A 25,951-nucleotide genomic window follows, 5' to 3' on the forward strand; every position below is an offset into this window, starting at 1 on the left:
GAAAAGAGTACAGTAATATGGTCATGGAGGCATGACCATATTACTGGGGATCCCTCAGCCCACAGGGAGAGGGAGAAAGGCGTTACTTCTTCATCTGCGACAAAATCGTCCGGCATTGATTCGCCTCGCCTTCTGACGGCGAAATCAACGCCAGCAGCGCGGCGGCCGGGGTGACCAACGTCGCGAGGGCTGCGGCCACCGCGCCACGCGCAATCAGCGGCCCGGGCTTGACGCCCGCCTGCGGATTTTTGAAGGTCCCACGCACGTAAAGCGGCGAGCGCAGGGTAATAATACGAATCCCCTTACTTTCCGGATCGATGGTCAAATCCAGCTGTTCGGAGGCCATGCTGGCGGTACCGGTCACGTTAATCACCGCGTTTTCCGTGTCGAAGGCAAAAATCTGCGGACGCGCCACGCCGTTAACCAGATCCACATTCGCCGCCGCGCAGTTCACCCGCACCTCGTCATCGCCAAAGATTTGCCCGATGATAAAGTTACCGACGTTTAGCCCCAGGATCTCCATCAGGTTGCGGCTGACCAGACCGTCGTTCATTAGCAGTTTCAGGTTACCGTTGCCGCTGCCCAGCAGTGCCGCCACGGAATTCCCCACCCCGCGAATGTCCGCATCGCCGTTCATTTCACCGAGGGTTTTCTGCATCAGCTCCACGTTCGGCATCAGCTCTTTCAGCTTCAATCGACGCGCCTGGATCTCCGCCCGCCCCTGCATCGGCTTTTTATCGCCTTCCAGGTGAATGTTGGAGGAAATCGTCCCGCCCGCCATGCCAAACTTCAGCGGCTGCAGGCGCAGGTCGGCATTTTTCAGGATGATATGCGTCGAGAGATCGCTCAGCGGCAGCGTGCTGCCATGCTCAATCTTGCGCCCTTTGAAGCGCACATCCGCATCCATCACGTCCCACTTATCGGTTTCAAAGCGATCGTAAGGCAGCACTTTTCCCGCAGGCTGAACGTCCTTTTTAACCTCTTTTGACTTTGTCCCTTTGCCCGAATCCACGCCTATCAGCGGGCCAAGATCGGCCAGACGCAGCTGGCGGGATTCGACATCCCCTTCCAGTTTTGGCCGTGGTTTTCCGGTGGTGTAGGTCAGCGAGCCGTGAATATCGCTGTCGCCGATGCGGCCGTTGAAATCCCGGTAGTCAAAAACGGACGATTTTTCGGTATCAATTTTGGCAACCAAATGCCCGTCCGTTTCGAACGGCGGGGTATCCGGCAGCAGTACGCCGGTCAGTTCATACAGTTCGCCAAGCGAGTCACCGGCGAACTTGAGCTGCAGGTCGACGCCCCCCATGTTCATCGGATCGTTGACCGTCCCCACAAACGCCACGCGCGTATTCCCCGAGCGGAAATCCGCCTGCACCGGGAACGGCGTGCCTTCGCTCCGGAGCGCCAGCATGCCGCCGATTTTCCCTTTCCCGTTAAGCGGCTGGCCGTTGTAGCGCCCTTTTGCCGTCAGGCCGAAGACATAATCACCCGCTTTGGCGCTATCGCCTTTCGCTTTATTGCCCGTGACTTCGCTAAACGGCAGCGGTTTACCCAGCGGATCGACCAGGATCTCCACGTCTGCCTTGCTGACCTTATCGTCGATGGCGATCCGCCCGCGATCGAAAAGAATATTGTCCAGACGGAATGACCACGAAGAGGGCTGGGCATTCGGATCTTTTTCGCCGTCGCTGGCAAGGTTAAACGTCCAGTTATTGTTTTTTTCAGAGAGGCGGATCAGGCGCGCATCGGGCTGCTGGAGCTTGATCCACGGTAGATAGACGGTTTTGGTCAGGAGCGCCAGCGGCGCCAGCGTGGCTTCCACGCGCGGCAGATGCACCATGGTCACTTCGGGGATATCCGGCGGGTTGCCGAGAATAATGTCGTCGGCGTGGACGTGCGGCCAGGGGATCCAGCTTCGCCAGCCGCTCTCCTCTTTCTGACGCTCCCATACCACACCCAGATCGCCACGAATGGCGAAGGGACGGTTCAGCTCAGTTGAGACTTTCTGGTTGATGGTCGGCTTAAGGCGGTTCCAGTCAAACGTCGCGATAATGATGACGACGATCACGATCAACAACAAGAAAATCCCTGTAATCCAGGAAATGACCCTGGTTGTTTTTGTCATTGTTATCCCCTTTCCTGATGACCTGTCCTGTAAAACTATAGTCCAGACAAAGGGAAACGGGGTTATCAGAGGGTCGTTCTGGCGCTTTCGAGGAGATCCATCGGCACGGGGCGAGAGAGGAAATAGCCTTGCGCCGCCGCTGCGGGAGAGTTTTGCACATCACGCCACTCTTCCAGCGTTTCCACGCCTTCAACGATCACCCCCTGGCAATAGCGATTCATCAACTGCAATAACAGCGTAAACAGATTCCGCCCTTCCGGGGTCTGGCGCAGCATGATGAACAGATCGCGGGCCACCTTGATGTAGTCATAGCGCACTTCGCTGAGGGCCGAGAAGTTCGCCATACCGGTGCCAAAGTCATCCAGCCACAGCGGGCCAAATTCACACATTGACGCAAACGAGGAATCCTGCGGCAGGCGCACGTGCTCCACCAGCTCAAAGCGCAGCCACGGCAGGGTGGCGATCAGCTCCTGCAGCTTCGCGTTCTGACGCAGCGCCAGCAGAGTTGGGCCATCCACGTTCACCGAGGCGAGGATCGTATGCTGCTCGAAAAAGGCCTGTTTCGTCGCCAGCATACGGAGCTGCTCTTCCAGCACGTCCAGACGCTGGCGAACGGCAACTTCGGCAAAATAGCGATCCGGCGCGATGCGCTGAGTAGGGTTTGAGGGATGCGTAACGACGGTCAAAATCTCAATTGCCATCAGCCGACCGTCCGTTCGATAGATCGGCTGCCAGGTGTACGCGCGCTCACATTGCAGCCAGTAGCGATGCTCCTGCAAGTTCTCAATACTTGCCTCAGGCGTAGTGCTCAGCCGCTGGATAACCTGCTCTGACTTCATTTCAGATGTCCTGTTGTTGGGATAGCCTTTCTGGACTCGTCACAGGATTATCGGCGCGATAATTGAGAACTTTATGTTCAATTCACCGTGAAAATGAAATTAAGATGACAGAAATTTGCCGGAACACGCGCTGGCTCAAATAAAATAATGGAACACCGTTTTAATATAGTTGACCATCTAATTCACTCGGCGCACACTGCTGAAAATTCTTCTGTTCAGGTTCACGACTATGTCCAAAAAAATTGCCGTGATTGGCGAATGCATGATTGAGCTGTCACAAAAAGGCGCGGAAGTCAGCCGCGGATTTGGTGGCGATACGTTAAACACCTCGGTTTACATTGCCCGTCAGGTTGCGCCTGAGGCACTCACCGTGAACTACGTCACCGCCCTCGGCACGGACAGCTTCAGCCAGCAGATGCTGGAAGCCTGGCAAAGTGAGCATGTTGACACCTCGCTTATACAGCGTATGGAAAACCGCCTGCCTGGACTGTACTACATCGAAACTGACAGCACCGGCGAACGCACGTTTTATTACTGGCGTAACGAAGCCGCGGCCAAATTCTGGCTGGAGAGCGACGCCGCTGGGGCCATCTGCGAAGAGCTGGCGACGTTTGACTATCTCTATCTGAGCGGCATTAGCCTGGCGATTTTAAGCCCGACCAGCCGCGAAAAGCTGCTCTCGCTGCTGCGCGAATGCCGCGCCAACGGCGGGAAGGTGATTTTTGATAACAACTACCGCCCGCGCCTGTGGGCCAGCCGCGAAGAGACGCAGCAGGTTTATCAGCAGATGCTGCAGTGCACGGACATCGCCTTCCTGACGCTCGATGATGAAGACGCCCTGTGGGGTGAAAAGCCGGTTGAGGACGTGATTGCCCGCACGCACGCAGCAGGCGTGAGCGAAGTGGTGATTAAGCGCGGCGCGGAGTCGTGCCTGGTCGCGATTGCGGGTGAAGCGGTGATTGAGGTCCCTGCGGTGAAGCTGGACAAAGAGAAAGTGATTGATACCACCGCGGCGGGGGATTCCTTCAGCGCGGGCTACCTGGCGGTACGCCTGACGGGGGGAACGCCGGAAGCGTCGGCACAGCGTGGGCACCTGACGGCCAGCACCGTGATTCAGTATCGCGGGGCGATTATTCCGCGCGAGGCGATGCCTGTTTAGTTTCCCCTAACCCTCTCCCCAAAGGGGAGAGGGTCAGCGTGAGGGGGTTACTGCCCCTGCGGAATATCCGACGCGTCCTGGTGTAGATCATCAGCCGTTGCAGCCTGCGCCGGCTGCGACGCGGTGGCCATAATGGAATCCCAGGTCTTCTGAAGTTCCTTCATGTCATATTCCGGCTCGCCTTTCGGCTGCAGAAGGATCAACGCCATATCCTGCGACAACTGCTGACGTAAATCCTGATTCAGCATATTCACAGTCAGACCGTTCAGGAAGTCCTGACGCAGCTTCTGGTACTGCTCAGGCGCAATGTCGACAACCTGATTCTGCAGGGAGCGAATCCGCTGGCTGATCAGAATGTCGGTATCGGCGCGAGCGTAGGTGGCAAACAGTTTCTGCAGCTCCAGTTTTTTCTGGGCCAGCAGAGCGTTGAACTCCTCTTCAGAGAGCCCCTCTTTACGCACTTTTGCCAGCTCTTTCGCCACCACACCCAGGTTCGCATTCAGTTTATCGCCCGGCGATTCAACGTTAATGGCACATTGCGCACGCTGGAACAGCACGCGGCAGTCAAAGCCAAGGCCAATGTTCTTCACGTTGTTTTTGCTGAGCGTCTGCTGAACGTGCCAGAACAACGCTTCACGCGCCAGATCGGCACGCCAGTAGCGCAGCAGCGCCGCAGACTCGCGAATAGGCTGCCAGGCGTTATCCCACATCACGGAGAGCCTGTCCTGGCGCACGGTGTCCGTCATAATGCTGACAGGCTCGGCGCGCAGCGGAGAGAGCGTCGGGACAGGGGCTGGCGTTTCACGTTTGCCCTTCAGATCGCCAAACGCTTTGTTGATCTGCTCAACCACCGCGCGGCTATCCACATTGCCGACGACGATCAGCGTCATCGCGTCCGGGGTGTACCATTTCTGGTAGAACGATTTTACCTGTTCGACGTCCACCGGCTGCTTCAGCGGCTCTGCCGGATCGTGCCCCAGCAACGTTGAGCCTTTCAGACGGTAACGCCACCAGCCCTCTTTGGTATCCGCAGGCCAGGTCGCCACCATGTCGCCGTTGCTCAACGCATAGTTCACGGTGTCTGGCGTAATCGCCAGGTTGCCAGAGGCATCGGAGAGATAGGTAAGGGCTTCTTTAAGCAGGTCGTTACGGTTATTTGGCAGGCTCAGGTTAAACATGGTGTAGTCATAGGAGACCACAGCCGGAGGAAGGGGGCGTTTCGGATCGATGGCCTGTTGCCACAGCGAACGCACCTGTACTGCCTGCAAGCTGCCGCTCTGCGTGAGCGCCAGACGGGGAATAAAATGGCTAAAACCGGTTTGCTGAGTGCTTTCCGTAAGGGAGCCGGTATTTACGGACAGACGGATTTCAATACGATCGCTGGGACGCTGTGGAGTAGATAACACCTGCCACTGAAAACCGTTCGCTAGCGTGCCTTGTTGCCAGGCCGGGTCTGGCTGGAGCGCATCTGCCTGCACATAACTGGCTGCTGCCATCATCAGCAAACCGCCGGTTAAGAGTCGAATTTTTGTGCCCTGCATGTGAACCCCTGATCAACATTCCTGGTTAAAAAGAGTGTCTCGCGACGCGCTGCACTCTAAAAGATGACGATGAAAACACGTCGATTAGACCGCGCGTTCGGCAAAACGTCACGGTCCGAAGTGAAATATACCCAAAAAAAATCTTGTCGAATTATGACAGGTATGAACAGTTATTATGCGCAGGAGCCCGCATCCCGACAAGGGAATGCGGGCAATTGTGACAAGATTAGGAGGTTAAACCAGGATTTTTGCTATCAGACGCGCGATTATTCAGCGTATCGTTGAGCTTCTTGTGATCCAGCTCTTTCACCCACTTCGCGACCACCACCGTGGCCACGCCGTTACCCACCAGGTTGGTAAGGGCACGCGCCTCAGACATAAAGCGGTCAATACCAAGAATCAGTGCCAGACCCGCCACCGGCAGATGCCCCACCGCAGAAATGGTGGCCGCCAGCACGATAAAGCCGCTGCCCGTCACGCCCGCAGCCCCTTTAGACGAGAGCAAGAGCACCACCAGCAGGGTGATTTGATGGAAAATATCCATATGGCTGTTGGTCGCCTGGGCGATAAACACGGCCGCCATCGTCAGGTATATCGAGGTACCGTCAAGGTTGAAGGAGTACCCCGTCGGGATCACAAGGCCGACCACCGATTTACGGCACCCCAGCTTTTCCATCTTGTCGAGCATACGCGGCAGCGCCGATTCTGAAGAGGAGGTCCCCAGAACAATCAGCAGCTCTTCACGGATGTAGCGGATGAATTTGAAAATGCTGAAGCCTGTCGCACGGGCGATGGAGCCCAGCACCACCACCACGAAAAGAATACAGGTGATGTAGAAGCAGATGATCAGCTGACCCAGCTGCACCAGCGTGCCAACGCCATACTTGCCGATGGTGAAGGCCATCGCACCGAAGGCACCGATCGGCGCCAGGCGCATGATCATATTGATGATGCCAAAGATGACCTGCGAGAAGCTTTCAATCACGTTGAAGATAAGCTGGCCCTTGCTGCCCAGACGGTGCAGGGCGAAGCCAAACATCACGGCAAACAGCAGCACCTGCAGAATGTTTCCGCTGGCGAAGGCGCCGATGACGCTGCCAGGGATGACGTCCAGCAGGAAGGCGACCACGCCCTGATCCTTCGCCTGTTCGGCATAGACCGCAACCGCTTTGGCATCCAACGTAGAGGGATCAACGTTCATACCCGCGCCAGGCTGTACCACGTTGACGATGACCAGACCAATAATCAGCGCAAGGGTACTGACCACTTCAAAGTAGAGAAGCGCCACTGCACCGGTACGGCCCACCGCCTTCATGCTTTCCATGCCAGCGATGCCCGTTACCACCGTACAGAAGATCACCGGGGCGATGACCATTTTAATGAGCTTAACGAACGCGTCGCCAAGCGGTTTCATTTGCGCGCCCAGCTCAGGGTAATAGTGACCCAGCAGAATACCGATGGCGATGGCTGTCAGGACCTGGAAATAAAGACTTTTGAAGAGTGAGGTTTTCATAGGGTGTCCTTGGGAAGAAAAACCACAGGCTTTGTAAGGTTATGGTTAACCTGCGGCTCTAAAATAACACCCGTATAACAGGACAGAAATAAACCCGGTTCAAATTTGAAACACAAATGTTAAGAACTTTGAACTGGCTCGCACAAGCCAGCAACAAAATTACACTTTTGCGTTATGGTCAGCGCCAGAAAGGTATCGCTGCTCGAAGACATCCGGCGGCACCGCGGGGGCAAAAAGATAGCCCTGGCCGCTCTCGACGCCCGCCTCTGCCAGCCAGACGCGTTGCGCTTCGGTTTCAATCCCCTCGGCAATAAGGTGCACCTTGAGGCTGCGCGCCATCTGGACGATGGCCTGCACCATGCTGCTGTCCTCCGGCAGCCCGTCGACAAACGATTTATCGATTTTGAGCACGTCCACCGGCAGGGCTTTCATGTGCTGAAGCTGGCGCAGCCCGGCGTACCCCATACCAAAATCGTCCAGCGCGATGCGAATGCCGGCATTGCGCAGCGGCTTCAGGATGGCCACCGCGTCGTTAGGATCGTCAATGCGCCGGCTCTCCGTCACTTCCAGCGTCAGCGTATCAGGCTTGATCCGGTAGCGGTGGATCAGCTCCAGCATCTCGGAGACCATCGTCGGATGCATAAGCTGCAGGGCAGACAAGTTGACCGACAGCGGCAGCGTTACGCCGCGCTCCTGCCAGGCGGCAAGCTGGCGGCAGGACTCCTCCAGTACCCAATAGCCAACGGTGACCATCAGGCCGCAGGATTCGATGCGCTCAATCAGCCCCTCCGGCAGCTCCCAGGAGCCATCCGGCTGCTGCAGGCGGAGCAGCGCCTCGGCACTTTTCACTTCCCCCGTCTGTAAATTCACCTGCGGCTGTAGCCAGAGGGCGAACTGACGGTTATCCAGCGCGGTCAGGATATCGCTCTCTTCCGTCAGGCGCTGCTGCGCCTTTTCCATCTGCTCCGGGTCGAAGAACTGGATCTGATTTTTCCCTTTGCGCCGGGCGGTAAACGCCGCCGAGAATGCGCGGCGGTACAGCTGCTCCGCCGTTAAATCACCGTAGTACATGGCGATACCGATACTGGCGCTCGGACGAAGCTGGATGCCCTGCACGGGCAGCCGCTCATTTATGACAGTAAGTACTTGCTGACCTAATGTGATGGCGTGCCACGGCTCTTTCACGCCGTTGGCAATCACCACCAGGTCGTAACCGCTGACCTGGGTCAGCACCATGCGCGGGGCAAGGACAGACTTCACCTTTTCCACCAGCGTCAGCAGCAGCATTTCACGCTGGCTCTCCTTGAGCACGCCCGCCGTGTCCTGCAGGGTTTCACAGGCAATCACCATCAGCGCCGTGGTTTGCTGCCGCGCAACGGTCTGCTCCAGCATTGCCATCAGAAACGCTTTATTAGGTAGCTCCGACACCGGGAAGCGCGTGGCGCTGTTGTTTAGCTCATCCTGATGACGCTGGATGCGCTGCTGGTTGAGGTTGTAGCTGCGCACCAGCATACCGATCTCATCGTCTTGATGCAGACGCGGCAGCTCAAGCTGGTGCCCCAGTTGATCCTGCGGCGAAAGCCCATTCAGCTCGCGGGCGATACGGCGCAGCGGGTGAACAATGAGGCGGTTTATACACCACGTCAGCGCTACGCTGATGATCAGGGTCATAAGTAAGCAAGTGGTCACTAACGTAACCACCCAACTCATGACGAATTTATACATCCGGTACGAGTCCGCTTGCAGAACCAGGTAGGCCAGTGGCTGCGGATTGGCAGGACGTTCCAGCGAATAGAGAGGCAGAGAAATTTGCACCGGCAGCTCAAACAGGCGCATCACCATCATCGGGACGGGACGCTCCGGGATAAAACTCATCCGCAACGCCTGGAACTGGTTGGGTAAGACGACATCGGCGCGGCTAACGACGCCGGCAGGCTGAATGCGTTTTAAGATGGTTTCCGCTTCGGGAATGTCCCCTTTCAGGATCGAGGCGGAGAGCGGGCCGCGCACCGAGCGGGCGATACTTTCTAACTGCGAAGCCGTGTTATAGCGATTCTGCTGTACGGAATGAAACAGCAAAATTACGCAGAAGAGCAGTACAAACAGCATAGTGACGGCAGAGACCATCGCCATTTGTTTGATCGTTAAGGAACGGCTGACACGCAAAATGACTCTCCACAAAACTCGAAGCGCAGGGCTCGCCAGGGTGTAAACCTGGCGCGCCTGAGTATACCCGATTGCCGCGCTATTAAGAGAGACTTACAAATGGATTAAGGAAAATCCGATTACCAGTCCGCGTAAGGAATAAGCGGCTGCGGCGGTAAGTCCATATCGCCCTGCCAGCCTGCAGCAGAGTAGCGCACATAAATTAGCGCATGGCTTGGGGTGTAATCTTTCGCTTCCTGAATATCCACGCCCATGCCCACAAACCAGTTGGAGGTAACCCGGCGTTCGATAATTGCCCGCGCGGTATAACCCGTCCCGGAGGAGGAGCTGCCGGTTTCCATCGCGCCACGGTCGGTATAGCGGCCTGGCTCATCGGTCGGGATCAGGCTCTGGATCGGGTAACGCAGCTCGTCTTTGGTTTTGGAGTGGGACCAGGACACCGAGCCACCCAGCTCCCAGGACCAGTTTTCCGTACGCTTACGCCAGGTCACCGGCAGCGCGAAGGAGACATACTCCTGCGGGCTGTAGTAGCCGCCCTGACCGAGGGAATAGCCGCTCAGATCCTTATCGTAGTGCCAGAGCATATTGGAGACGCCGACCGTCAGGCGCTCGTTGTTTTTATTAATGAGCTTGTAGTAATAACCCGTCATCCAGCGGACGCGCCAGTTATCTTCCACATTTTTACCGGTCAGCGTTTCCGCGTTCAGGCTTGACCAGACGCCGTTCGCCTCGCCTTTGTCATAGCTGATGCTTACCCCGCCGCCGGTCGAGCGCACGCCGCCCCAGGTGGTGCCGGTATTGGTATCTTTTTGCCCGGCGAACGCCAGCAGAGAGCTGGAGATAGGCCGACGATGGGCGTTGACGGTATAGCCGATGGGGCCTAAATCGCTGCTGTAGCTGATACCGCCCACCACGTCGACGACGTCAAAGCCCATTGGCGTGGTACCAATATCCATCGCCCAGGTTTTATTCTGCCAGCCAACGGCGACGCTGGCGCCGCTGTCGCTCTGGCTGGTGTTGCCGCTACACGGCGTGTCGTAGCAGGTCCCCCACTTAGGGTCGTAAGTTCCGTTATTGTTATCAAAGGTGCCGGCGTCCATGTTGACCAGATCGCTTCTGAAGAACATGCGCCCGTCAGAGAGCGGGGCGTCCACCTGGAGCATGGTGGTATGCGCTTTCAGGTCGGAATAGCCGCCCGTGCCGCTGGAGCCCCAGTAGTCGTGCTGGAGCGTGACGTTAACATCCTGCTGACGGTACAAATCACCGGCGTCACTGCGCACGCCGCGCTTCAGCCAGTCATCTTTTTCATCGTTGCGCGTCAGACGGGTGAAACTGTCATTGTCCACCGGACGCGTCGTGGTGATGCCGGACGACACCATCGCATCTTTATACGTCTCCAGCGCCTGCTGCGGCTGGCCGTTTTGCGTCTGGAAGCGGGCAGCATCACGCAGCACCAGTGCGCTTTCCATGGAGGCGGGCTGTGATTTAGCCTGCGGAATGATTTTGCTGAAGGTCTGTTCTGCGGCAGCGGAATCGCCCAGACCTGCCTGCGCCATCGCGATCCGGCGCTGCATATTGAGCGACAGCGGCTGGCCGTTTTGCGCGGCGGGCAGTTTCGCGAGCTCTGCACGGGCGGCATCTTTGTTACCTTCCGCGCTGTAAATTTCGGTCAAACCGAGGATCGCGTCTTCGTTCTGCGGCTCACGCTGCAGGACGGCGCTGTACGTCGTTTTCGCCGCGTTCAGATCGCCACGCTGCTGCGCCCAGTCCGCCAGCGTGAGGTCGATGCGGGTGGAGGCAGGCTGCTGACGCAGAAGATTTTCCGCCTCCTGCTCTTTGCCGCTGTCGCGCAGGCGGTTGGCGGTTTCCAGCACCTGATTGCTTTGCAGACGGTCGGCAAGTTCCTGAATGTTGCCGTTCCACTGGCTGCGCGGCAGGGTATTCAGATGCGCCAGCGCGGCCCGGTCCTGATCGTTTCCGGACAGGTAGAGCCCGTTGGCATACACCTGCTCCGGGTCAGACGGTTTCTGGCTGGCAAGCTGGCGCATCAGGGTATCCGCCTGGCTGCGCTGGCCCGCGCTGTAGAGATCGCGCGAGAGACGATACGTTATCCAGACGTCACCGGGCGAGAGTGCCAGACGGCGACGCTGAATGTCTGCCGCCTGAGCGTATTTCCCCTGACTCTCCAGCTGTTCTGCCTGGGCGGAAAGCTGCTCGTTAGTCAGGCTACGCTCAATATCATCAATACTCCGGCGCTGGCTGGCGGAGAGAGACTGGATAAACTGCGAGGCTTTCTCCGGGGACTGCGCGCGGTAAACATTGGCAAGGCCGCGAACCGCATTGCTGTTGCTGCTGTCCATACGTAACGCCTGGCGGTAATAACGCTCCGCCGCGTCGTTATCTTTACGCGCGGCGGCGGCATCTCCCAGCCCCAGCAACGCATAGCTGTCGGTATTGTCGACGTTGCGCGCCTGCTGATAGTAACGCTCCGCCTGCGCCGGGTTATTCGCCTTCAGCGCCGCATCCCCCTGCTGGATCAGCAGCCAGTAGCGGTTAACCTTCAGCAAGCTGTCCCATTTCCCGCGGTTATCGCTCTGCGGATCAAGGGCAATCGCCTTTTCAAACTGTGCCACCGCGCGGGCGCGGTCGCCTTTCTGGGAATAGGCCTGCCCCAGAGCCCCCACCGCTTCACTGTCGGCATGGTTGGCGCTGACGGCTTTTTGCAGCTCCGCCACCGCCTTACTCCCCTGCCCGGCATCCACTGCCGCCAGCCCTTCCGCTTTCGCGCGGAACGCCGGGTCAGCGAGCTGCTTTTGCTGTGCCTCAAGCTGGGCGCGCGCCGCCGCGACGCTATCGCCGTCGCTGAAGACGGTCAGGTATTTTTGCAGCGCGGTGACGCTGGCGCTGCTGGCAGGCTGGTCTTTGATCTGCTCATACCACATGTCAGAGGCCTGGCCGCGGCCGCCGGTGGATTTAGCCATCTCCTGCAGCACCGCAAAGCCTTCATCACGGCGTCCGCTCTGGAACAGAAGCTGGGCCAGCGTCGTCTGGAGCTGGGTATTCCCGGGGCTGCTGCTGTTTATTTTTTTCAGTTGGTTGATGGCCGAAGCGCGACGGGCAGGATCTTTCGCCACCACATTCCAGTATTCCGTCGCCACGTCGCCGCCCGGCGGGTTGCCGTCAAAGAGCTTGTCATAGGCGGCAATCGCCTCCTGCGTGTGCCCTGTCGTAGCGAGTAAGCGCGCCTGTTGAAGCTGCTGGCGACCATCCGGGGTGGAAAGCAGCATGGTATTGCGTGAGGACTGGTACGCGCCGGAGTCAGGGGCGATCCCCTTCAGGCGGTCCAGCTCTTTTTGCGCTCCGGCGTTATCGCCCTGGCGCAGCAGGTAGCGAAAGCGGGCGGCAATGACGTCAGGGTTGTTCGGATCGATCAGCTCAAGACGGTAGAGCGACTGACGAACCAAATCCTCGCGATGGGTCGATTCGCCCAGCCGAACCTGCTCCAGCAGCTGTTTCTGCTGCGGAGAGTTAACGGCCTGCGCCAGCGGCATCAGTGCCAGCCCAAGCGATAGAGTGAGTAGATTTACTGTGAACTTGCGCATTCCTGGCCCCAATCCGGTATTAATTCACCCTTAGCGGTGAAGCGAAAACGATGCTGATCCCATCCCTGACCAAAAAGAGTCAATACATAGCTGTAGTAGGCATTGTTATCGGGAAAATGATCTGCCACGCGCTGGCGCTGAACCGCCTGGGCATCGCGCTGCTGTAAAAACGGCAGCATCGCGGCAGAGAACCCGACCGGGCCATTGCCGGTGTGTTTACCCGTCGCTACATCCACTTTCTCCGGCGGCACGCCCTGTTTGATTGTCTTTGCCGCCATCGGCTGGAAGCGCGTCAGCAGCCGGGCTTTTTGAGGATCTTTATCGCTCATCATGCCCACCCAAAGATAGACACGGATGGCGTCATAGCCCCCTTCCAGCGTTTTATCCTGCTGTAGCTGCCAGCCTTTGTTTTTCTGATACTGCACCCAGTTCGGCGAGAATCCCTTCGGCGCGCTTTCCAGCAGCAGCCGCAGATTGGTTTCACGCAGCGTGGTCCACGGGGCGCCGTAGCGGGTGAAATAGCTCGCTAACTGTGGAGGAAGGTAGCTGGGGTTAAAGCGCCAGGCGTTTTCTTCGGCAAAACCGACTTTACCGGGAAGCAGCATTGAGCCGAGCCCCGGCACTTTCACCACTTCCTCGCTGGCAATGCGTTTTAGGAGTGCCTTGCCCGTTTGGGTATAGTCCGGGTCTTTCCATAACCGGCCCGCTTCGAGCAGCGACCAGGCAATCCAGACATCGGCATCTGAGGCGGAGTTGGTATCAATCACCCCCCAGTTTTCTTTGTCTTTCTGTCCCCAGAGCCAGGCGGGCAGACGATCGTTGAGATTGCCGCTGGCGAGGTTATCGCGCGTCCACGTCAGCAGCTGGTCAAACGCCTTGCGATCGTTAGCGGCCAGGGCAAAGAACAACGCATAGCTTTGCCCTTCCGACGTTGTAATTTTGCGCGTGTCGCTCGGATCGATGACGCGCCCGCCCTCGCTGATGTAATCCTTTTTAAACTGCTCCCAGGCAGGCCAGGTACAGGCGGCGCGAAGAGGGATCGCCGCCAGCATCAACGCTGCGACTACACACCAGCGAAAGGCTTTCATCACGTCTTACTCATCCGGGTTAAGGCGACGACGGCTGATGATGCGCAGCAGACGCCACAGCACCCATGCCAGCAAGACCACGCTGACCGCAGCCAGGATGGCGAGCAGAACCGGATGGTTCGACAGCGCATACCACAGGCGCTCGAACCACGGCAGATGGCCGACGTAATACACATCACCCACGCGCAGGCTATTGACGCCGGACTCGCGGATCACCGACACAGAACCAAACATCGCGGCACGTTTGCCGCTGTCGTTCATCGCGGTATTCAGCAGTTCATAGCCGCGCGGGCTGTCCGCCAGCAGGGCTATCACGCTACGCTGATCGTTGTAAGGAGACTGGAAGCCCACCACCGCAGCCATCGCCCCCTGAGAGGTTACGGCCGTCTGCGCGCTGGCCTTACGGTCGTTCACGTCCGGCATAATGCTTGGGAACTCGGTCTGGCGAAGCGGCGTGTTAACCCACGACTCGGTGGCTTTCACCAGCAGATCGATACGTTTTTCATCCTTCAGCTTGTCCGGGATGGTGCCGATCACCATGATATCCGCATCTTTGTTCTGGATCTGACTGCCATCATCCGTCAACGTGACGTTAACTGCCGGTAATCCGGTTTGCGCGCCTACGGTTGCCATGGTGTCGAGCAGGGTCGTCACCTGACCTTCGTTTGGCGCTTTTGGCATCACCACAATGGATTCAGAGAGATCGGCCATGCGGCTGAACGGGAAGCCCGCGTTAGCAAAGGCACGCAGATCCGGCATCGCCAGGAAATGGTAGTACTTCGAGAAGTCGATGGTCGACTCATCGCCGATCACAACGTGGTTCTGTACCGGCTGGAAGGTGATGCAGTTATCCACCGAACCGCCAGGCATAGGGTTCATGTACTGGAAATCAAAACGCAGCTGGTTGATCGCGCCAAGCTTCAGCGCCGGAATAGAGACGTCCGTTTTTCCGTCCAGCAGCCCCTGCAGCACCGGCAGGCGCAGCATCAGACGGTTGGTGTCCTGGGTACTTTGCAGGCTGAACGATTGCAGGAACTGGTTGTTCAGGCTGATATCCATGCGCGAGCTGTCTTTCGTCGCCGGCGCGGTATAGCGGTAGTTGAGATTGATATCAATGCCGTTGGTGCGCAGCAGGTACAGATCCGGCGGCAGGTTCAGCGACAGGCTAATCGGCGATGGCTCAAGGCCGGAGGCCTGCAGCTGCTCTTCATAGGTTTTCAGTTCACCAAACGTCACGGCGCGGTCGGTACGCACCCAGTTTGGCGCGTCATAAGGTTTACGCGCCAGCAGCGGCTTAACTTCGTCCACCACCACGCTGTTGCCGCGGAAAAGGACGTTGCCCTGAGCAATCGCCTTCGCGGCCTGGACCAGATCTTTATCATCACGACCAAAGACCACCAGCAGCTTCACGTACGGGTTATCCGGGTGGCTTACCATCTCAATGGTTGGCGCTTTGACTTCCGGGTGGTCGCGCAGGAAGCCCGGACGCTTCGCGTTGGTTGCAAAGACAATCGCGTTCCTGTCCGGCATTTTGTCATACATCACCGGGAAGTTCTGACCGCGCCAGCCGGAGCGGGAGCCAAACCAGGAGGCCACAATGGTCGCCGCCAGCTGCTCGGTCACGTCAGGGGATGATGCAAACACCATCGGCAGCGTGAGCGGACGGTTATCACGCGGGTCGAAGAACGGAACCGGGAACGCCGACAGATCGTTTTTCAGCGCCAGCGGCTGGTAGGTCATCTGCAGCGAGGAGTTACGCCCGACGTCCAGCCACAGCGTGTTGCTGGCGGGGTTTTCGCAGACATCGCGGTAGTGACCAACAAACTCCAGACGGATACGGTTAAAGTCGGTGATGAACAGCGGGTTAATCGGCACCTGCGCCTGTGTTTTCTTACCCAGCTGCTCTTTGGTCACCGGCAGAACGTCCATCAGTTCATCGTTCAGGTAGACCTTCAGCTGAGACTGCGTCGGCAGCAGGGATGGCGACGGGGTGTATTCAAGGTTCAGTACCGCATTTGAAACAACCTCATCGCTGCGCATACCAAATTCAATGCTGCCGTTAGGGTTGACGCCGCGCAGCACCATGCTGCCCGGCGGCGGCGCAATTTGCGCGAAGGTCAGCTTCACGTCCCGCGACGGCACATTATCCGCGACAACGGGCGCGTTAGCCCCCCGCACGCCCGGCATCACCTGCCCGATGACCGGATTCTCGGCCGGCAGGGTGTTCCCCTCCGTTGGCTGGTTCGGAATGATGTTCTCTGTTTGACCGGGTGCCGCCGTAACAACCGGATCGGTTGCCTGCGCGACGACAGGGACCGTCGGCGCAGGCGTCGCCGCTGCGTTACCGGGTGCTGCGTTAGCCATTGTTGCGGGAAGTGCACTCACTCCCATTGCCACTGCACATAACCAGGAAAGTTTTGTTTTCATCGCGTTATCATCATTGTTGAGCCATAACCGGGTCCGCCTGCTTCGTCTCATCCCGCTCGGGACGACGAGGAATGAACGACACGACCCAGGAAACCAGCGAAGTAAGTGACCGGAAAATTAATTTCACCGACGACGGGGCAAATTCTGCAAGGTGACGATAGCCACGGAACCCCAGCTTCAGAATATCCAGCAGGCTTTCCAGAGGTTTATCTTCCGGGAAGCTGTCCTGCCAGAGAGCCCATGTATCCGCACGGGCAAACGTACACTGCACAAAATCAATGTGTTGCTTTTTGGTCAACGGCATCAGCTGCAGACCCACTTCACTGCCTGCCACACGCACAACCTGCGTCGGGAAGACATACTCCTGCTGACCGCGCTTAAGCAGCAGGTTAACCTTCTGCCCTTCCAGCACTTTCGCCTGGCCGTTGATTTTGATCCCCAGGCCACCGTCAGAGAAGTCGTGCACCGTACAGGAGAAGAGGTGACCATCTTCACGAGCGATCGCCGCAGGCATGCAGATTTCAACGCGATGCGCGCGACGAACCTGTTTACTCTCTACCGACACCGCCACCGCGCCGCCGAGGATAATCAGGTTGTAGAACACCCAGGCCATACTTACAAAGACGGTCAGGATTTCGTTTTCCGGGCCGTAGAAGTAGCGCCAGATACCGGCGATCACGCCGACAATATTCAGCAGCACGAGGAAGATATACGGGCGGGAGATCACCCAGTCGACGTACTCTTCTTCCACCAGACCGCCCTTCGCGGTGACGTTGAATTTCCCTTTGTGCGGGTTAATCAGCGCGACCATCGTCGGCGGCGCGATGTACCACGCCAGCACCGTTTCGTAGATTTCACTCCAGAAGGAGTGCCGGTATTTGCCCTGAATCTTCGAGTTCGTCAGGCTCGCGTGGATCATGTGCGGCAGAACGAACAGCGCAATCATCAGCGCGGGGGCGTAAATGATATAGGCGTGAAGGAGCAGGAACGCCAGCGGCGCGGTCAGGAAGATCAGCCGCGGGATGCCGGACAAGAAGTGGAACATGGCGTTGACGTAGCAGAGACGTTGCGCCAGCTTGAGCCCTTTGCCTATCAGCGGGTTATCGAGGCGGAAAATCTGCACCATACCGCGCGCCCAGCGAATACGCTGACCGATGTGCGCCGAGAGTGATTCCGTCGCCAGACCGGCGGCCTGAGGAATACGCATGTAGGCAGAGGTATAGCCGCGGCGGTGCAGGCGCAGCGAGGTATGCGCATCTTCCGTTACCGTTTCAACGGCAATTCCGCCGATTTCATCCAGCGGCTTACGGCGGATAACCGCGCAGGAGCCGCAGAAGAAGGTGGCATCCCACATGTCGTTCCCGTCCTGCACCAGCCCATAGAACAGCGTGCCTTCGTTCGGGGTTTTGCGGAAGCGGCCAAGGTTACGTTCAAACGGGTCCGGCGAGAAGAAGTGGTGCGGCGTCTGCATCATCGCCAGCTCTTTCTCTTTCAGGAACCAGCCCATGGTCATCTGCAGGAACGAGCGCGTCGGCACGTGGTCACAGTCAAAAATCGAGACGAACTCCCCGGAAGCATACTTCAGGGCGTTGTTGATATTCCCGGCCTTCGCGTGCTCGTGAGTCGGGCGGGCGATGTACTCAACGCCGACCTCTTCCGCAAACTGGCGAAACGCCGGACGGTTGCCGTCATCCAGGATCCAGACTTTGAGCTTATCTTTCGGCCAGTCGATGCCCAGCGCGGCATAGATGGTGTTTTTCACCACGCTCAGGTCTTCGTTGTAGGTCGGGACGAAGAGATCGACGGTCGGCCACTGCGTGGTGTCTTTAGGCAGCGGAACCGGCTGGCGGTTGAGCGGCCAGATCACCTGGAAATAGCCTAGCACCAGCACAATCCACGCGTAGGTCTCAGCAAACAGCAGCACCAGACCGCACACCAGGCTGACCGGGTCGTCCCAGTTCAGCGTTGAGGTGTAACGCCACCAGATGTAGCGGCAGGAAACCGTCAGCGACAGCACAATCAGCATCAGCGCCGAGAAACGGCCCGGAATACGACGAACCAGCAACGCCACGCCCCACAGCAGGATCAGGAAGATGAACTGCGCCAGCGGGTTGAAAGGTTGCGTAATACAGACCAGCGCCAGAATGAGCGAGAACACGACAATCACGCCGAGAATAAAACGCCGCAAGCCTGGGTGGAGATGCCCAAGCTCTTTATGGTTATCCAGATGGCTGGTCTTATCGCTGACGCTAGCGGGCAGTTTATCCAGCCACTGGTGATAGCGTTCACGTAACTGCTGTACGCGGGAATAGCTGCGCCAGTGCGGCGTTATTTTCTCCGTTCGGGATGACGATATTGCCAGCCAGACGGCCTGAATAAGATAGCGCGCCGGGTCCAAAGGCCGTGGTCGGTCGGGGTTAATGTGTGGGTATAATTCGCCGTGACGCGCACGGATGCGCTGCCAGCGCGGGTGCTCGAGTGGAACGAACGTCCAGGCCAGAATCAGCCAGAAACAGCCGAGCGCGGCGCTGAATGCCGGAGCACCATGCCGGCGAAAGTGCCGGTAATGGTCGCTCAAACGCGAACTGACCGGCGGGATGAGAAGCCAGCTGGCGAGTCGACTCATACCGAACTCCCAGCAGGCTCCGCCTTGCTGGCGAAGTTCAGCAGACACCAGTTCGCCAGCGTCAGGATCTCTTCTGCTGCCAGCGAGTCGCTGCGGTATTCACCCAGCGGCTGCTTGGAGGCGAGGCATTCCGCCATCCCCTCATCCCGATGAATCACAATGGGAAGCAGGCGGCGCTGGCTTTGCAGCCACACCTGATAGAGATCGTCCTGGATTTGGCTACCGATACGTAAATCGTTAATCAGGAGATGTGCGTTCTGAGGCAGCCCTTGCTGATGCAGGCGAATATGGCAGTTCGCATCGACGTTCACCACGGAAAGTACATGATCGCACTGGGCGATGAGCTGCCGGGTCAGCGTCCCGGCGCCGTGCGGCAGATCCAGCAGGATCCACTGGTAGTGCCCCTTTTCTTTCAGGCTCTGCAGCGCAAGCGTAAACTGCGAAAACAGACGCTGATAGGCGGCTTCATTCTCGCGTTCTGTGGTGGTCAGTTGGCCAAAAGGCAGTAAATCCAGCTGGGAGGTATAGCGTAGCCCCGCATCCCGCCAGTCTTTGTCATCAAGCAGCGCGCGGGCCCAGCCCTCTTCGCGAGTGAAATCGACGTTGAACGACATACGCAGCAAATTATCGGCGCAGGCGTCAATCACCAGCACCGATTCACCTAAAAGCTGTAATGACCACGCCAGCGCCGCGGTAACAGATGTGGTACCCACACCGCCACGGACGCCCTGTAATCCGAGTATGGCCATCAATGGCTCCCTTAATGTTGATGGGCGAATTCAGCTAATAACGGCCAGCGTTTAATAGCAGCAGCCAACTGTTCCCGCTGGGAAATATCGGTGTAATCTATTTCAGGTAGAGAAAAGGCCTGCGCCAGCGCCAGAAAATCGTTTTGGAATGTGTAACCCAGAGTCGAGTCGACTGGGGTTGCAGGTTCGTTATTATCCATTCTTATTCCATCCCTTTGAGGAAAATCGCACGCTCGGAAGTTGCGGGGCATCCTGCCCTGACAAATTTCATTTACATGCTAAATCTGATGTTCTTTAATTTCAATGTTAGGTTTATTTCTACGCTTTCGCTAGTAAACTGAGATACAGGCAAATTAGACGAAAAGAGGGACATCGTGGACTCCATATTTTCTATTGGCATCCAGTCATTATGGGACGAATTGAGCCACATGCCAGTCGGTGGAGTCTGGTGGATTAATACGGATCGTAATGAAGACGCTATCAGCCTGGTAAACCAGACAATTGCCGCTCAGGATAAGGATTCCCGCGTGGCCGTCATTAGCATGGGCGAAGAGCCTAAGAAAATAATTACGCTCGAAAGCGACAGCGGCCCCCAGAAAGTACGTTTGTTTTCTATGTCAGCGGAAGCGGATAGTCTATACTTTTTGTCCCGCGACGTTCAGTGCTCTATAGATCCGGATCACTATTTAGTGATTCTTAAATGTGCAAATAACATACTGCAAAATATTCCTGCTGAAAAACTGCTGTCGTGGCTGGAAAAAATCAATAAATGGGCAAAGTTTCAAAATTGCACGCTATTGGTCGTCAACCCCGGCAGTAATAATGACAAGCTGTTCTCACTTTTGATGGGCGAATATCGCTCCCTGTTCGGACTGGCAAGTCTTCGTGACCAGGCAGGTAGCTATCTCTACGATATTGCCTTCTGGTGCAATGAAAAGGGCGTGAGCGCCAGGCAACAGCTGACTCTTAAACATATTGAGGGGAAATGGCACCTGGCACAGCAGGAAGAAACCGTGGTGCAGCCGCGCAGCGATGAAAAGCGCATCCTGAGCCATATTGCGGTTTTAGAGGGCGCGCCCGCGCTTTCGGAAAACTGGTCACTGTTTGAGTCTAACGAAGCGCTTTTTCATGAAGCCCGCACCACCCAGGCAGCCACCCTCGTTTTCTCGTTGATGCAGAATAATCAAATTGAAACGCTGGCGAGACAAATTCACACCCTGCGCCGCCAGCGCGGCAGCGCGTTAAAAATTGTGGTGCGCGAAAATAATACCAGCCTGCGCGCTACCGATGAGCGTCTGCTTCTGGGCTGCGGGGCAAATATGGTTATCCCCTGGAATGCGCCACTGTCACGCTGCCTGACGCTTATTGAAAGCGTTCAGGGTCAGCAGTTCAGCCGCCATGTACCGGAAGATATCTCCACGCTGCTCTCCATGACCCAGCCGATGAAGCTGCGTGGCTACCAGAAATGGGATACGTTCTGCGATGCCGTCGGCAACATGATGAGCAACACGTTACTTCCGGCGGACGGGAAAGGGGTTATGGTTGCCCTGCGGCCGGTCCCGGGCATTCGCGTTGAGCAGGCGCTCACCCTGTGTCGCCCGAACCGTACAGGGGACATCATGACCATTGGCGACAATCGCCTGGTGCTGTTTTTGTCGTTTTGCCGGGTCAACGATCTTGATACCGCGCTTAACCACATCTTCCCCCTGCCTACCGGGGATATTTTCTCGAACCGTATGATTTGGTTCGAAGATAATGCTATTAGCGCAGAGCTGGTGCAAATGCGCGCTCTCCAGCCTGAACAATGGGTTAAACCGCTCGCAATCACGAGCGATGTAAAACCGATCCTCAATGCCAGACATGACGGACATGTCTGGCGTCGGGTTCCGGAACCCCTTCGCTTATTAACTGAGAACGGGGAGAACGCACCATCATGAATATCAGCGATATCATCCAACTGGTCGTATTCTGCGCGCTTATCTTTTTCCCGCTTGGCTACTATGCACGCCATTCCATACGCCGTATCCGTGATACGGCCAGAGTGATGTTTGTAAAACCTCGCTATGTAAAACCAGCCGGAACACTGACACGGGCATCACACGTCAAGGCAGACCGTAAACATGACTAATTCTTCCTATACCGCTTCGTCACCCTCGCCGCTCTGGCAATACTGGCGCGGCCTTTCCGGCTGGAACTTCTACTTTCTGGTGAAGTTTGGCCTGCTTTGGGCAGGTTATCTGAATTTCCATCCCCTGCTTAACCTGGTGTTTATGGCCTTCCTGCTGATGCCTCTGCCGAACATCAGGCTGCATCGTTTACGCCATTGGGTGGCCATCCCCATCGGCTTTGCGCTGTTCTGGCACGATACCTGGCTGCCTGGTCCGGAAAGCATAATGAGCCAGGGATCGCAGGTCGCGGGCTTCAGCGCAGACTATATGCTTGACCTGGTTGAGCGTTTCATTAACTGGCAGATGATTGGCGCCGTCTTTGTCCTGCTGGTTGCCTGGCTGTTCCTGTCTCAGTGGATCCGCGTCACGGTGTTTGTCGTCGCCATTATGATCTGGCTTAACGTGCTGACGCTGGCGGGGCCAAGCTTTTCGCTGTGGCCTGCTGGCCAGCCGACGACAACGGTGACCACGACGGGAGGAAGCGCAGCGGCTACCGTTACAACGGCAGGCGATACGCCGGTGGTGGGCGATATTCCAACTCAGACCGCACCGCCGACCTCCACCAATCTTAATGCCTGGCTCTCCAGCTTCTATACCGCTGAAGATAAGCGACAGACGAAATTCCCGGATGCGCTGCCAGCCGATGCACAGCCGTTTGAGCTGCTGGTGATTAACATCTGTTCCCTCTCCTGGGCTGACGTGGATGCCGCCGGTTTGATGTCTCACCCGCTGTGGTCCCACTTTGACATCCAGTTTAAAGATTTTAACTCTGCCACCTCATACAGCGGCCCGGCGGCAATCCGCCTGCTGCGAGCAAGCTGCGGTCAGGAATCGCATAAAAACCTGTATCAACCCGCTGGCAACCAGTGTTATTTGTTCGATAATCTCGCGAAGCTGGGCTTTACGCAGCACCTGATGCTAGGGCATAACGGTCAGTTCGGTAACTTCCTGAAAGAGGTACGTGAACAGGGAGGCATGCAGGCGCCACTGATGGATCAAACCGGTCTTCCCGTTACGCTGCTGGGCTTCGATGGCTCGCCGGTTTATGACGATACCTCCGTGCTGCAGCGCTGGCTGCAGACCATCGAAAAAGACAGTAATCCGCGCAGTGCAACGTTCTATAACACCCTGCCGCTTCACGACGGTAACCACTTCCCGGGGGTGAGTAAAACGGCGGATTACAAAGTGCGGGCGCAGAAATTCTTCGACGAGCTGGACGCGTTCTTCACGGAGCTGGAAAAATCTGGCCGTAAAGTGATGGTGGTCGTGGTACCTGAGCACGGTGGCGCGCTGAAAGGCGACAGAATGCAGGTATCCGGTCTGCGCGATATCCCAAGCCCGTCCATTACCAACGTGCCTGCAGGCATTAAATTCTTTGGTATGAAGGCACCGCACCAGGGCGCACCAATTGAGATTACCCAGCCAAGCAGCTATCTGGCGATTTCAGAACTGGTTGCCCGCGCCGTTGACGGGAAGCTGTTTGTGGAAGATAGCGTGAACTGGGATCAGCTCACCAGCAACCTGCCGCAAACGGCAGAAGTCTCCGAGAACGCCAACGCGGTGGTGATTCAGTATCAGAACAAACCGTACGTTCGCCTGAACGGCGGAGACTGGGTACCGTATCCGCAGTAACTGATTTCCCCCTCTTCCCACAGGGGAGAGGGGATAGTCAGTGCGTCATTATTGCGCTGAAATCCACACCTGTATTTTCAGACTTGCCGAATCGTCGTCTTTAGAGGTGATTTCGGGCTCTCCGGAAGGCTGCCCCATCGTTAAATGCCAGGGTAGCGCAGACGGATTTTCGCATCGTTTACTCCATCCGGCTATTCGGCGCTTCGCAGGGAAATCTCACCGCCCACCCAGGGCTTGATCGCGCCATCCTGCTCCAGAAGCAGCGCGCCCTGTGCGTCAATACCGCGGGAAATGCCGTAAATCTCTTTATCACCAATCAGCAGCTTCACCGGACGGTTGATGAAGTTATCCAGCTTTTCCCAACGAGACAGGAACGGTGCCAGGCCTTCCTGTTCAAAAAGCGTGAGTGAACTGCGCAGCTCTTTAATCATGCGCACGGCAAGGGTGTTACGATCGATAACAATCCCCGCCTCCTGGAGATTAGTCCAGGCCTGATTCACCACATCATCCTGGACAGTACGCATCACCATATTGAGGCCCGCGCCAATAACAATTTGCGCCGCATCACCGGTTTTTCCCGTCAGTTCGACCAGAATACCGGCAAGTTTACGATCGTTAAGGTACAGATCGTTTGGCCACTTAACGCGGACCCGATCGGCACCCAGATCGTGCAGCACTTCCGCCATGACGATACCAATGACCAGACTCAGGCCAATGGCTGCGGCAGGCCCCTGCTCCAGACGCCAGTACATGGACAGATAGAGATTGGCGCCAAATGGCGAGAACCATTTGCGACCGCGACGGCCACGACCGGCCTGCTGGTATTCAGCAACACAGGCATCGCCGGATGAGAGTTCGCTCAGCCGATCCATAAGGTACTGGTTCGTCGAATCAATCACCGGCAGCACCGCAACGTTGCCGTGTTCAAGCTGGCTGCGGATGACATCTTCATTCAGCAATTGAATTGGCTCCGGCAGGCTGTAGCCTTTTCCCGGCACCGTGAACACATCGACGCCCCAGTCGCGAAGCGTCTGGATATGCTTGTTAATGCCGGCACGGCTCATGCCCAGCTGCTCGCCCAGCTGTTCGCCAGAGTGAAACTCCCCGTCAGCAAGGATGCTAATCAGGGTTAACGGAATGGTATTGTCCTTCACGTAATGGTCTCCACGGCATTCACTTCACCTGTGCGGCCAATGAAGCGGACTTCTGGCTCCAGCCAGACGTTAAACTTTTCGCCCACACGTTGACGAACATAATGCGCCAGCTGTACAACATCATCGCTGGTCGCATCGCGTTGATTAATCAGTACCAGAGCCTGCTGCTGGTGAACGGCAGCGCCACCTACGGACGTGCCTTTTAACTGGCATTGATCGATCAGCCAGCCAGCGGCCAGCTTCACGCTGCCATCTGCCTGAGGATAATGTGGCGCAGTGGGCCATCCTTCAAGAAAGGCTTTTGCATTTTCGCTGCTAATAACCGGATTTTTGAAGAAGCTTCCTGCATTTCCGTTTACTTTCGGATCGGGAAGTTTGGTCATTCGCATATGGCAAACTGAGTCAAATACATCGCGGGGAGTGACGGTTGCCGGATCGAGACGCGTTAAATCGCCATAGGTCAGCACCGGCTGCCAGTTCTTTGGCAGACGCAGGCCCACGGCGACAATCACGTAGCGATCCTGATATTCATGCTTGAAGATACTGTCACGATAGCCAAACCGACACTGTTCTGCCGTTAAGCGCTTAGCCGTTCCGGTCGCTAGTTCGATGCAGTCGACATATTCACAGACATGTTTCAGTTCGATGCCGTAGGCACCGATGTTTTGGATGGGTGACGATCCGGCGCAGCCTGGTATAAGCGCCAGGTTTTCCAGACCCGGCATCCCTTTTTCGAGGGTAAATTGCACCAACTGATGCCAGTTTTCTCCGGCCCCCACGTGCAGATGCCAGCTATCGGCATGCTCTTCCACACCAATGCCCATGATGCGGTTAACGATCACCGTTCCCGCGAAATCGTCGAGAAACAGGACATTGCTTCCTTCGCCCAGAATCAGTACGGGTTCGTTATTTTCTGTTGCGCTTTGCCATGCATCCAGCAGCTGCTGTGCAGTATCGGCACGTACAATTTGATTAGCATTACGTTGAATGCCAAAGGTATTCCAGGGCTTAAGGGAGTGGTTCATAGACGCTATCCTGATGCAAAAACGCAGGTAGTTTACCGTATAAGCAGGGCGTTGGGGGATCTGTTTGTGCAGCGCAGAAACGCAAAAAGGCCATCCTTTCGGATGGCCTCTTCACTTATTTGATGCCTGGCAGTTCC

General features: G+C 56.9%; 17 protein-coding genes. 4 read left to right on the forward strand and 13 right to left on the reverse strand.

Going from position 1 to position 25,951, the window contains the following annotated elements:
- Window positions 1-82 precede the first annotated feature (82 nt).
- Entirely contained in the window at window positions 83-2,125 is a 2,043-nt protein-coding gene (locus IM299_RS22230) for an AsmA family protein (RefSeq protein ID WP_193358110.1), read from the reverse strand.
- Window positions 2,126-2,190: 65 nt separating this feature from the next.
- Window positions 2,191-2,964 (reverse strand): cyclic-guanylate-specific phosphodiesterase, encoded by a 774-nt coding sequence (pdeH, locus tag IM299_RS22235; RefSeq protein ID WP_041911854.1) that lies wholly within the window; start codon window positions 2,962-2,964, stop codon window positions 2,191-2,193.
- 229 nt (window positions 2,965-3,193) lie between these two features.
- Here pdeH and IM299_RS22240 point away from each other — a divergent pair, with 229 nt between their 5' ends.
- A complete protein-coding gene (locus IM299_RS22240; RefSeq protein ID WP_193358111.1) occupies window positions 3,194-4,123 on the forward strand; it encodes a sugar kinase in 930 nt (309 codons plus the stop codon).
- Window positions 4,124-4,170: 47 nt separating this feature from the next.
- Here IM299_RS22240 and IM299_RS22245 read toward each other — a convergent pair whose 3' ends face one another.
- The 9 genes from IM299_RS22245 to bcsR form a co-directional block, all read right to left on the reverse strand.
- Window positions 4,171-5,664, reverse strand: a complete 1,494-nt coding sequence (locus tag IM299_RS22245) for a pitrilysin family protein (RefSeq protein WP_041911852.1) — start codon at window positions 5,662-5,664, stop codon at window positions 4,171-4,173.
- Window positions 5,665-5,890: 226 nt separating this feature from the next.
- Entirely contained in the window at window positions 5,891-7,177 is a 1,287-nt protein-coding gene (locus IM299_RS22250; RefSeq protein WP_028014754.1) for a dicarboxylate/amino acid:cation symporter, read from the reverse strand.
- Between the two features lie 159 nt (window positions 7,178-7,336).
- Window positions 7,337-9,343 (reverse strand): biofilm formation regulator HmsP, encoded by a 2,007-nt coding sequence (gene hmsP / locus IM299_RS22255; RefSeq protein WP_028014755.1) that lies wholly within the window; start codon window positions 9,341-9,343, stop codon window positions 7,337-7,339.
- A 119-nt stretch (window positions 9,344-9,462) separates the two neighbouring features.
- Window positions 9,463-12,945: a cellulose synthase complex outer membrane protein BcsC gene (gene bcsC / locus IM299_RS22260; protein WP_193358112.1), complete on the reverse strand. Its 3,483-nt coding sequence runs from the start codon at window positions 12,943-12,945 to the stop codon at window positions 9,463-9,465.
- Window positions 12,927-14,033: a cellulose synthase complex periplasmic endoglucanase BcsZ gene (bcsZ, locus tag IM299_RS22265; RefSeq protein ID WP_047363559.1), complete on the reverse strand. Its 1,107-nt coding sequence runs from the start codon at window positions 14,031-14,033 to the stop codon at window positions 12,927-12,929. The genes bcsC and bcsZ overlap by 19 nt, the downstream gene beginning before the upstream one ends.
- A 6-nt stretch (window positions 14,034-14,039) precedes the next feature.
- Window positions 14,040-16,460, reverse strand: coding sequence for a cellulose biosynthesis cyclic di-GMP-binding regulatory protein BcsB (gene bcsB / locus IM299_RS22270; protein WP_049000466.1), 2,421 nt, complete (start codon window positions 16,458-16,460; stop codon window positions 14,040-14,042).
- Between the two features lie 10 nt (window positions 16,461-16,470).
- Window positions 16,471-19,086 carry a UDP-forming cellulose synthase catalytic subunit gene (gene bcsA, locus IM299_RS22275; protein ID WP_048957439.1) on the reverse strand — a complete coding sequence of 872 codons (2,616 nt, stop codon included), beginning with the start codon at window positions 19,084-19,086 and terminating at the stop codon, window positions 16,471-16,473.
- Entirely contained in the window at window positions 19,083-19,835 is a 753-nt protein-coding gene (gene bcsQ, locus IM299_RS22280; RefSeq protein WP_028014760.1) for a cellulose biosynthesis protein BcsQ, read from the reverse strand. The genes bcsA and bcsQ overlap by 4 nt, the downstream gene beginning before the upstream one ends.
- A gap of 11 nt (window positions 19,836-19,846) precedes the next feature.
- Window positions 19,847-20,035 (reverse strand): cellulose biosynthesis protein BcsR, encoded by a 189-nt coding sequence (gene bcsR, locus IM299_RS22285; RefSeq protein ID WP_028014761.1) that lies wholly within the window; start codon window positions 20,033-20,035, stop codon window positions 19,847-19,849.
- A 174-nt stretch (window positions 20,036-20,209) separates the two neighbouring features.
- Between bcsR and bcsE the strand changes: the two genes are divergently transcribed.
- From bcsE to bcsG, 3 genes are read left to right on the forward strand one after another with little or no spacing between them, the layout of a single operon-like run.
- A complete protein-coding gene (bcsE, locus tag IM299_RS22290; protein WP_048957438.1) occupies window positions 20,210-21,772 on the forward strand; it encodes a cellulose biosynthesis c-di-GMP-binding protein BcsE in 1,563 nt (520 codons plus the stop codon).
- A complete protein-coding gene (bcsF, locus tag IM299_RS22295) occupies window positions 21,769-21,963 on the forward strand; it encodes a cellulose biosynthesis protein BcsF (RefSeq protein ID WP_072201618.1) in 195 nt (64 codons plus the stop codon). Before bcsE ends, bcsF begins: the two co-directional genes overlap by 4 nt.
- A complete protein-coding gene (gene bcsG / locus IM299_RS22300; protein ID WP_193358113.1) occupies window positions 21,956-23,635 on the forward strand; it encodes a cellulose biosynthesis protein BcsG in 1,680 nt (559 codons plus the stop codon). Before bcsF ends, bcsG begins: the two co-directional genes overlap by 8 nt.
- A gap of 191 nt (window positions 23,636-23,826) precedes the next feature.
- Here bcsG and birA read toward each other — a convergent pair whose 3' ends face one another.
- Complete coding sequence (gene birA / locus IM299_RS22305) at window positions 23,827-24,789, reverse strand: bifunctional biotin--[acetyl-CoA-carboxylase] ligase/biotin operon repressor BirA (RefSeq protein WP_041911845.1); 963 nt, start codon at window positions 24,787-24,789, stop codon at window positions 23,827-23,829.
- Window positions 24,786-25,814, reverse strand: coding sequence for a UDP-N-acetylmuramate dehydrogenase (murB, locus tag IM299_RS22310; protein WP_193358114.1), 1,029 nt, complete (start codon window positions 25,812-25,814; stop codon window positions 24,786-24,788). Before murB ends, birA begins: the two co-directional genes overlap by 4 nt.
- Between the last annotated feature and the right edge of the window lie 137 nt (window positions 25,815-25,951).

This window comes from Enterobacter cloacae complex sp. P47BA (assembly GCF_014930485.1).
GTDB classification, from domain to species: Bacteria; Pseudomonadota; Gammaproteobacteria; order Enterobacterales; family Enterobacteriaceae; genus Enterobacter; species Enterobacter bugandensis.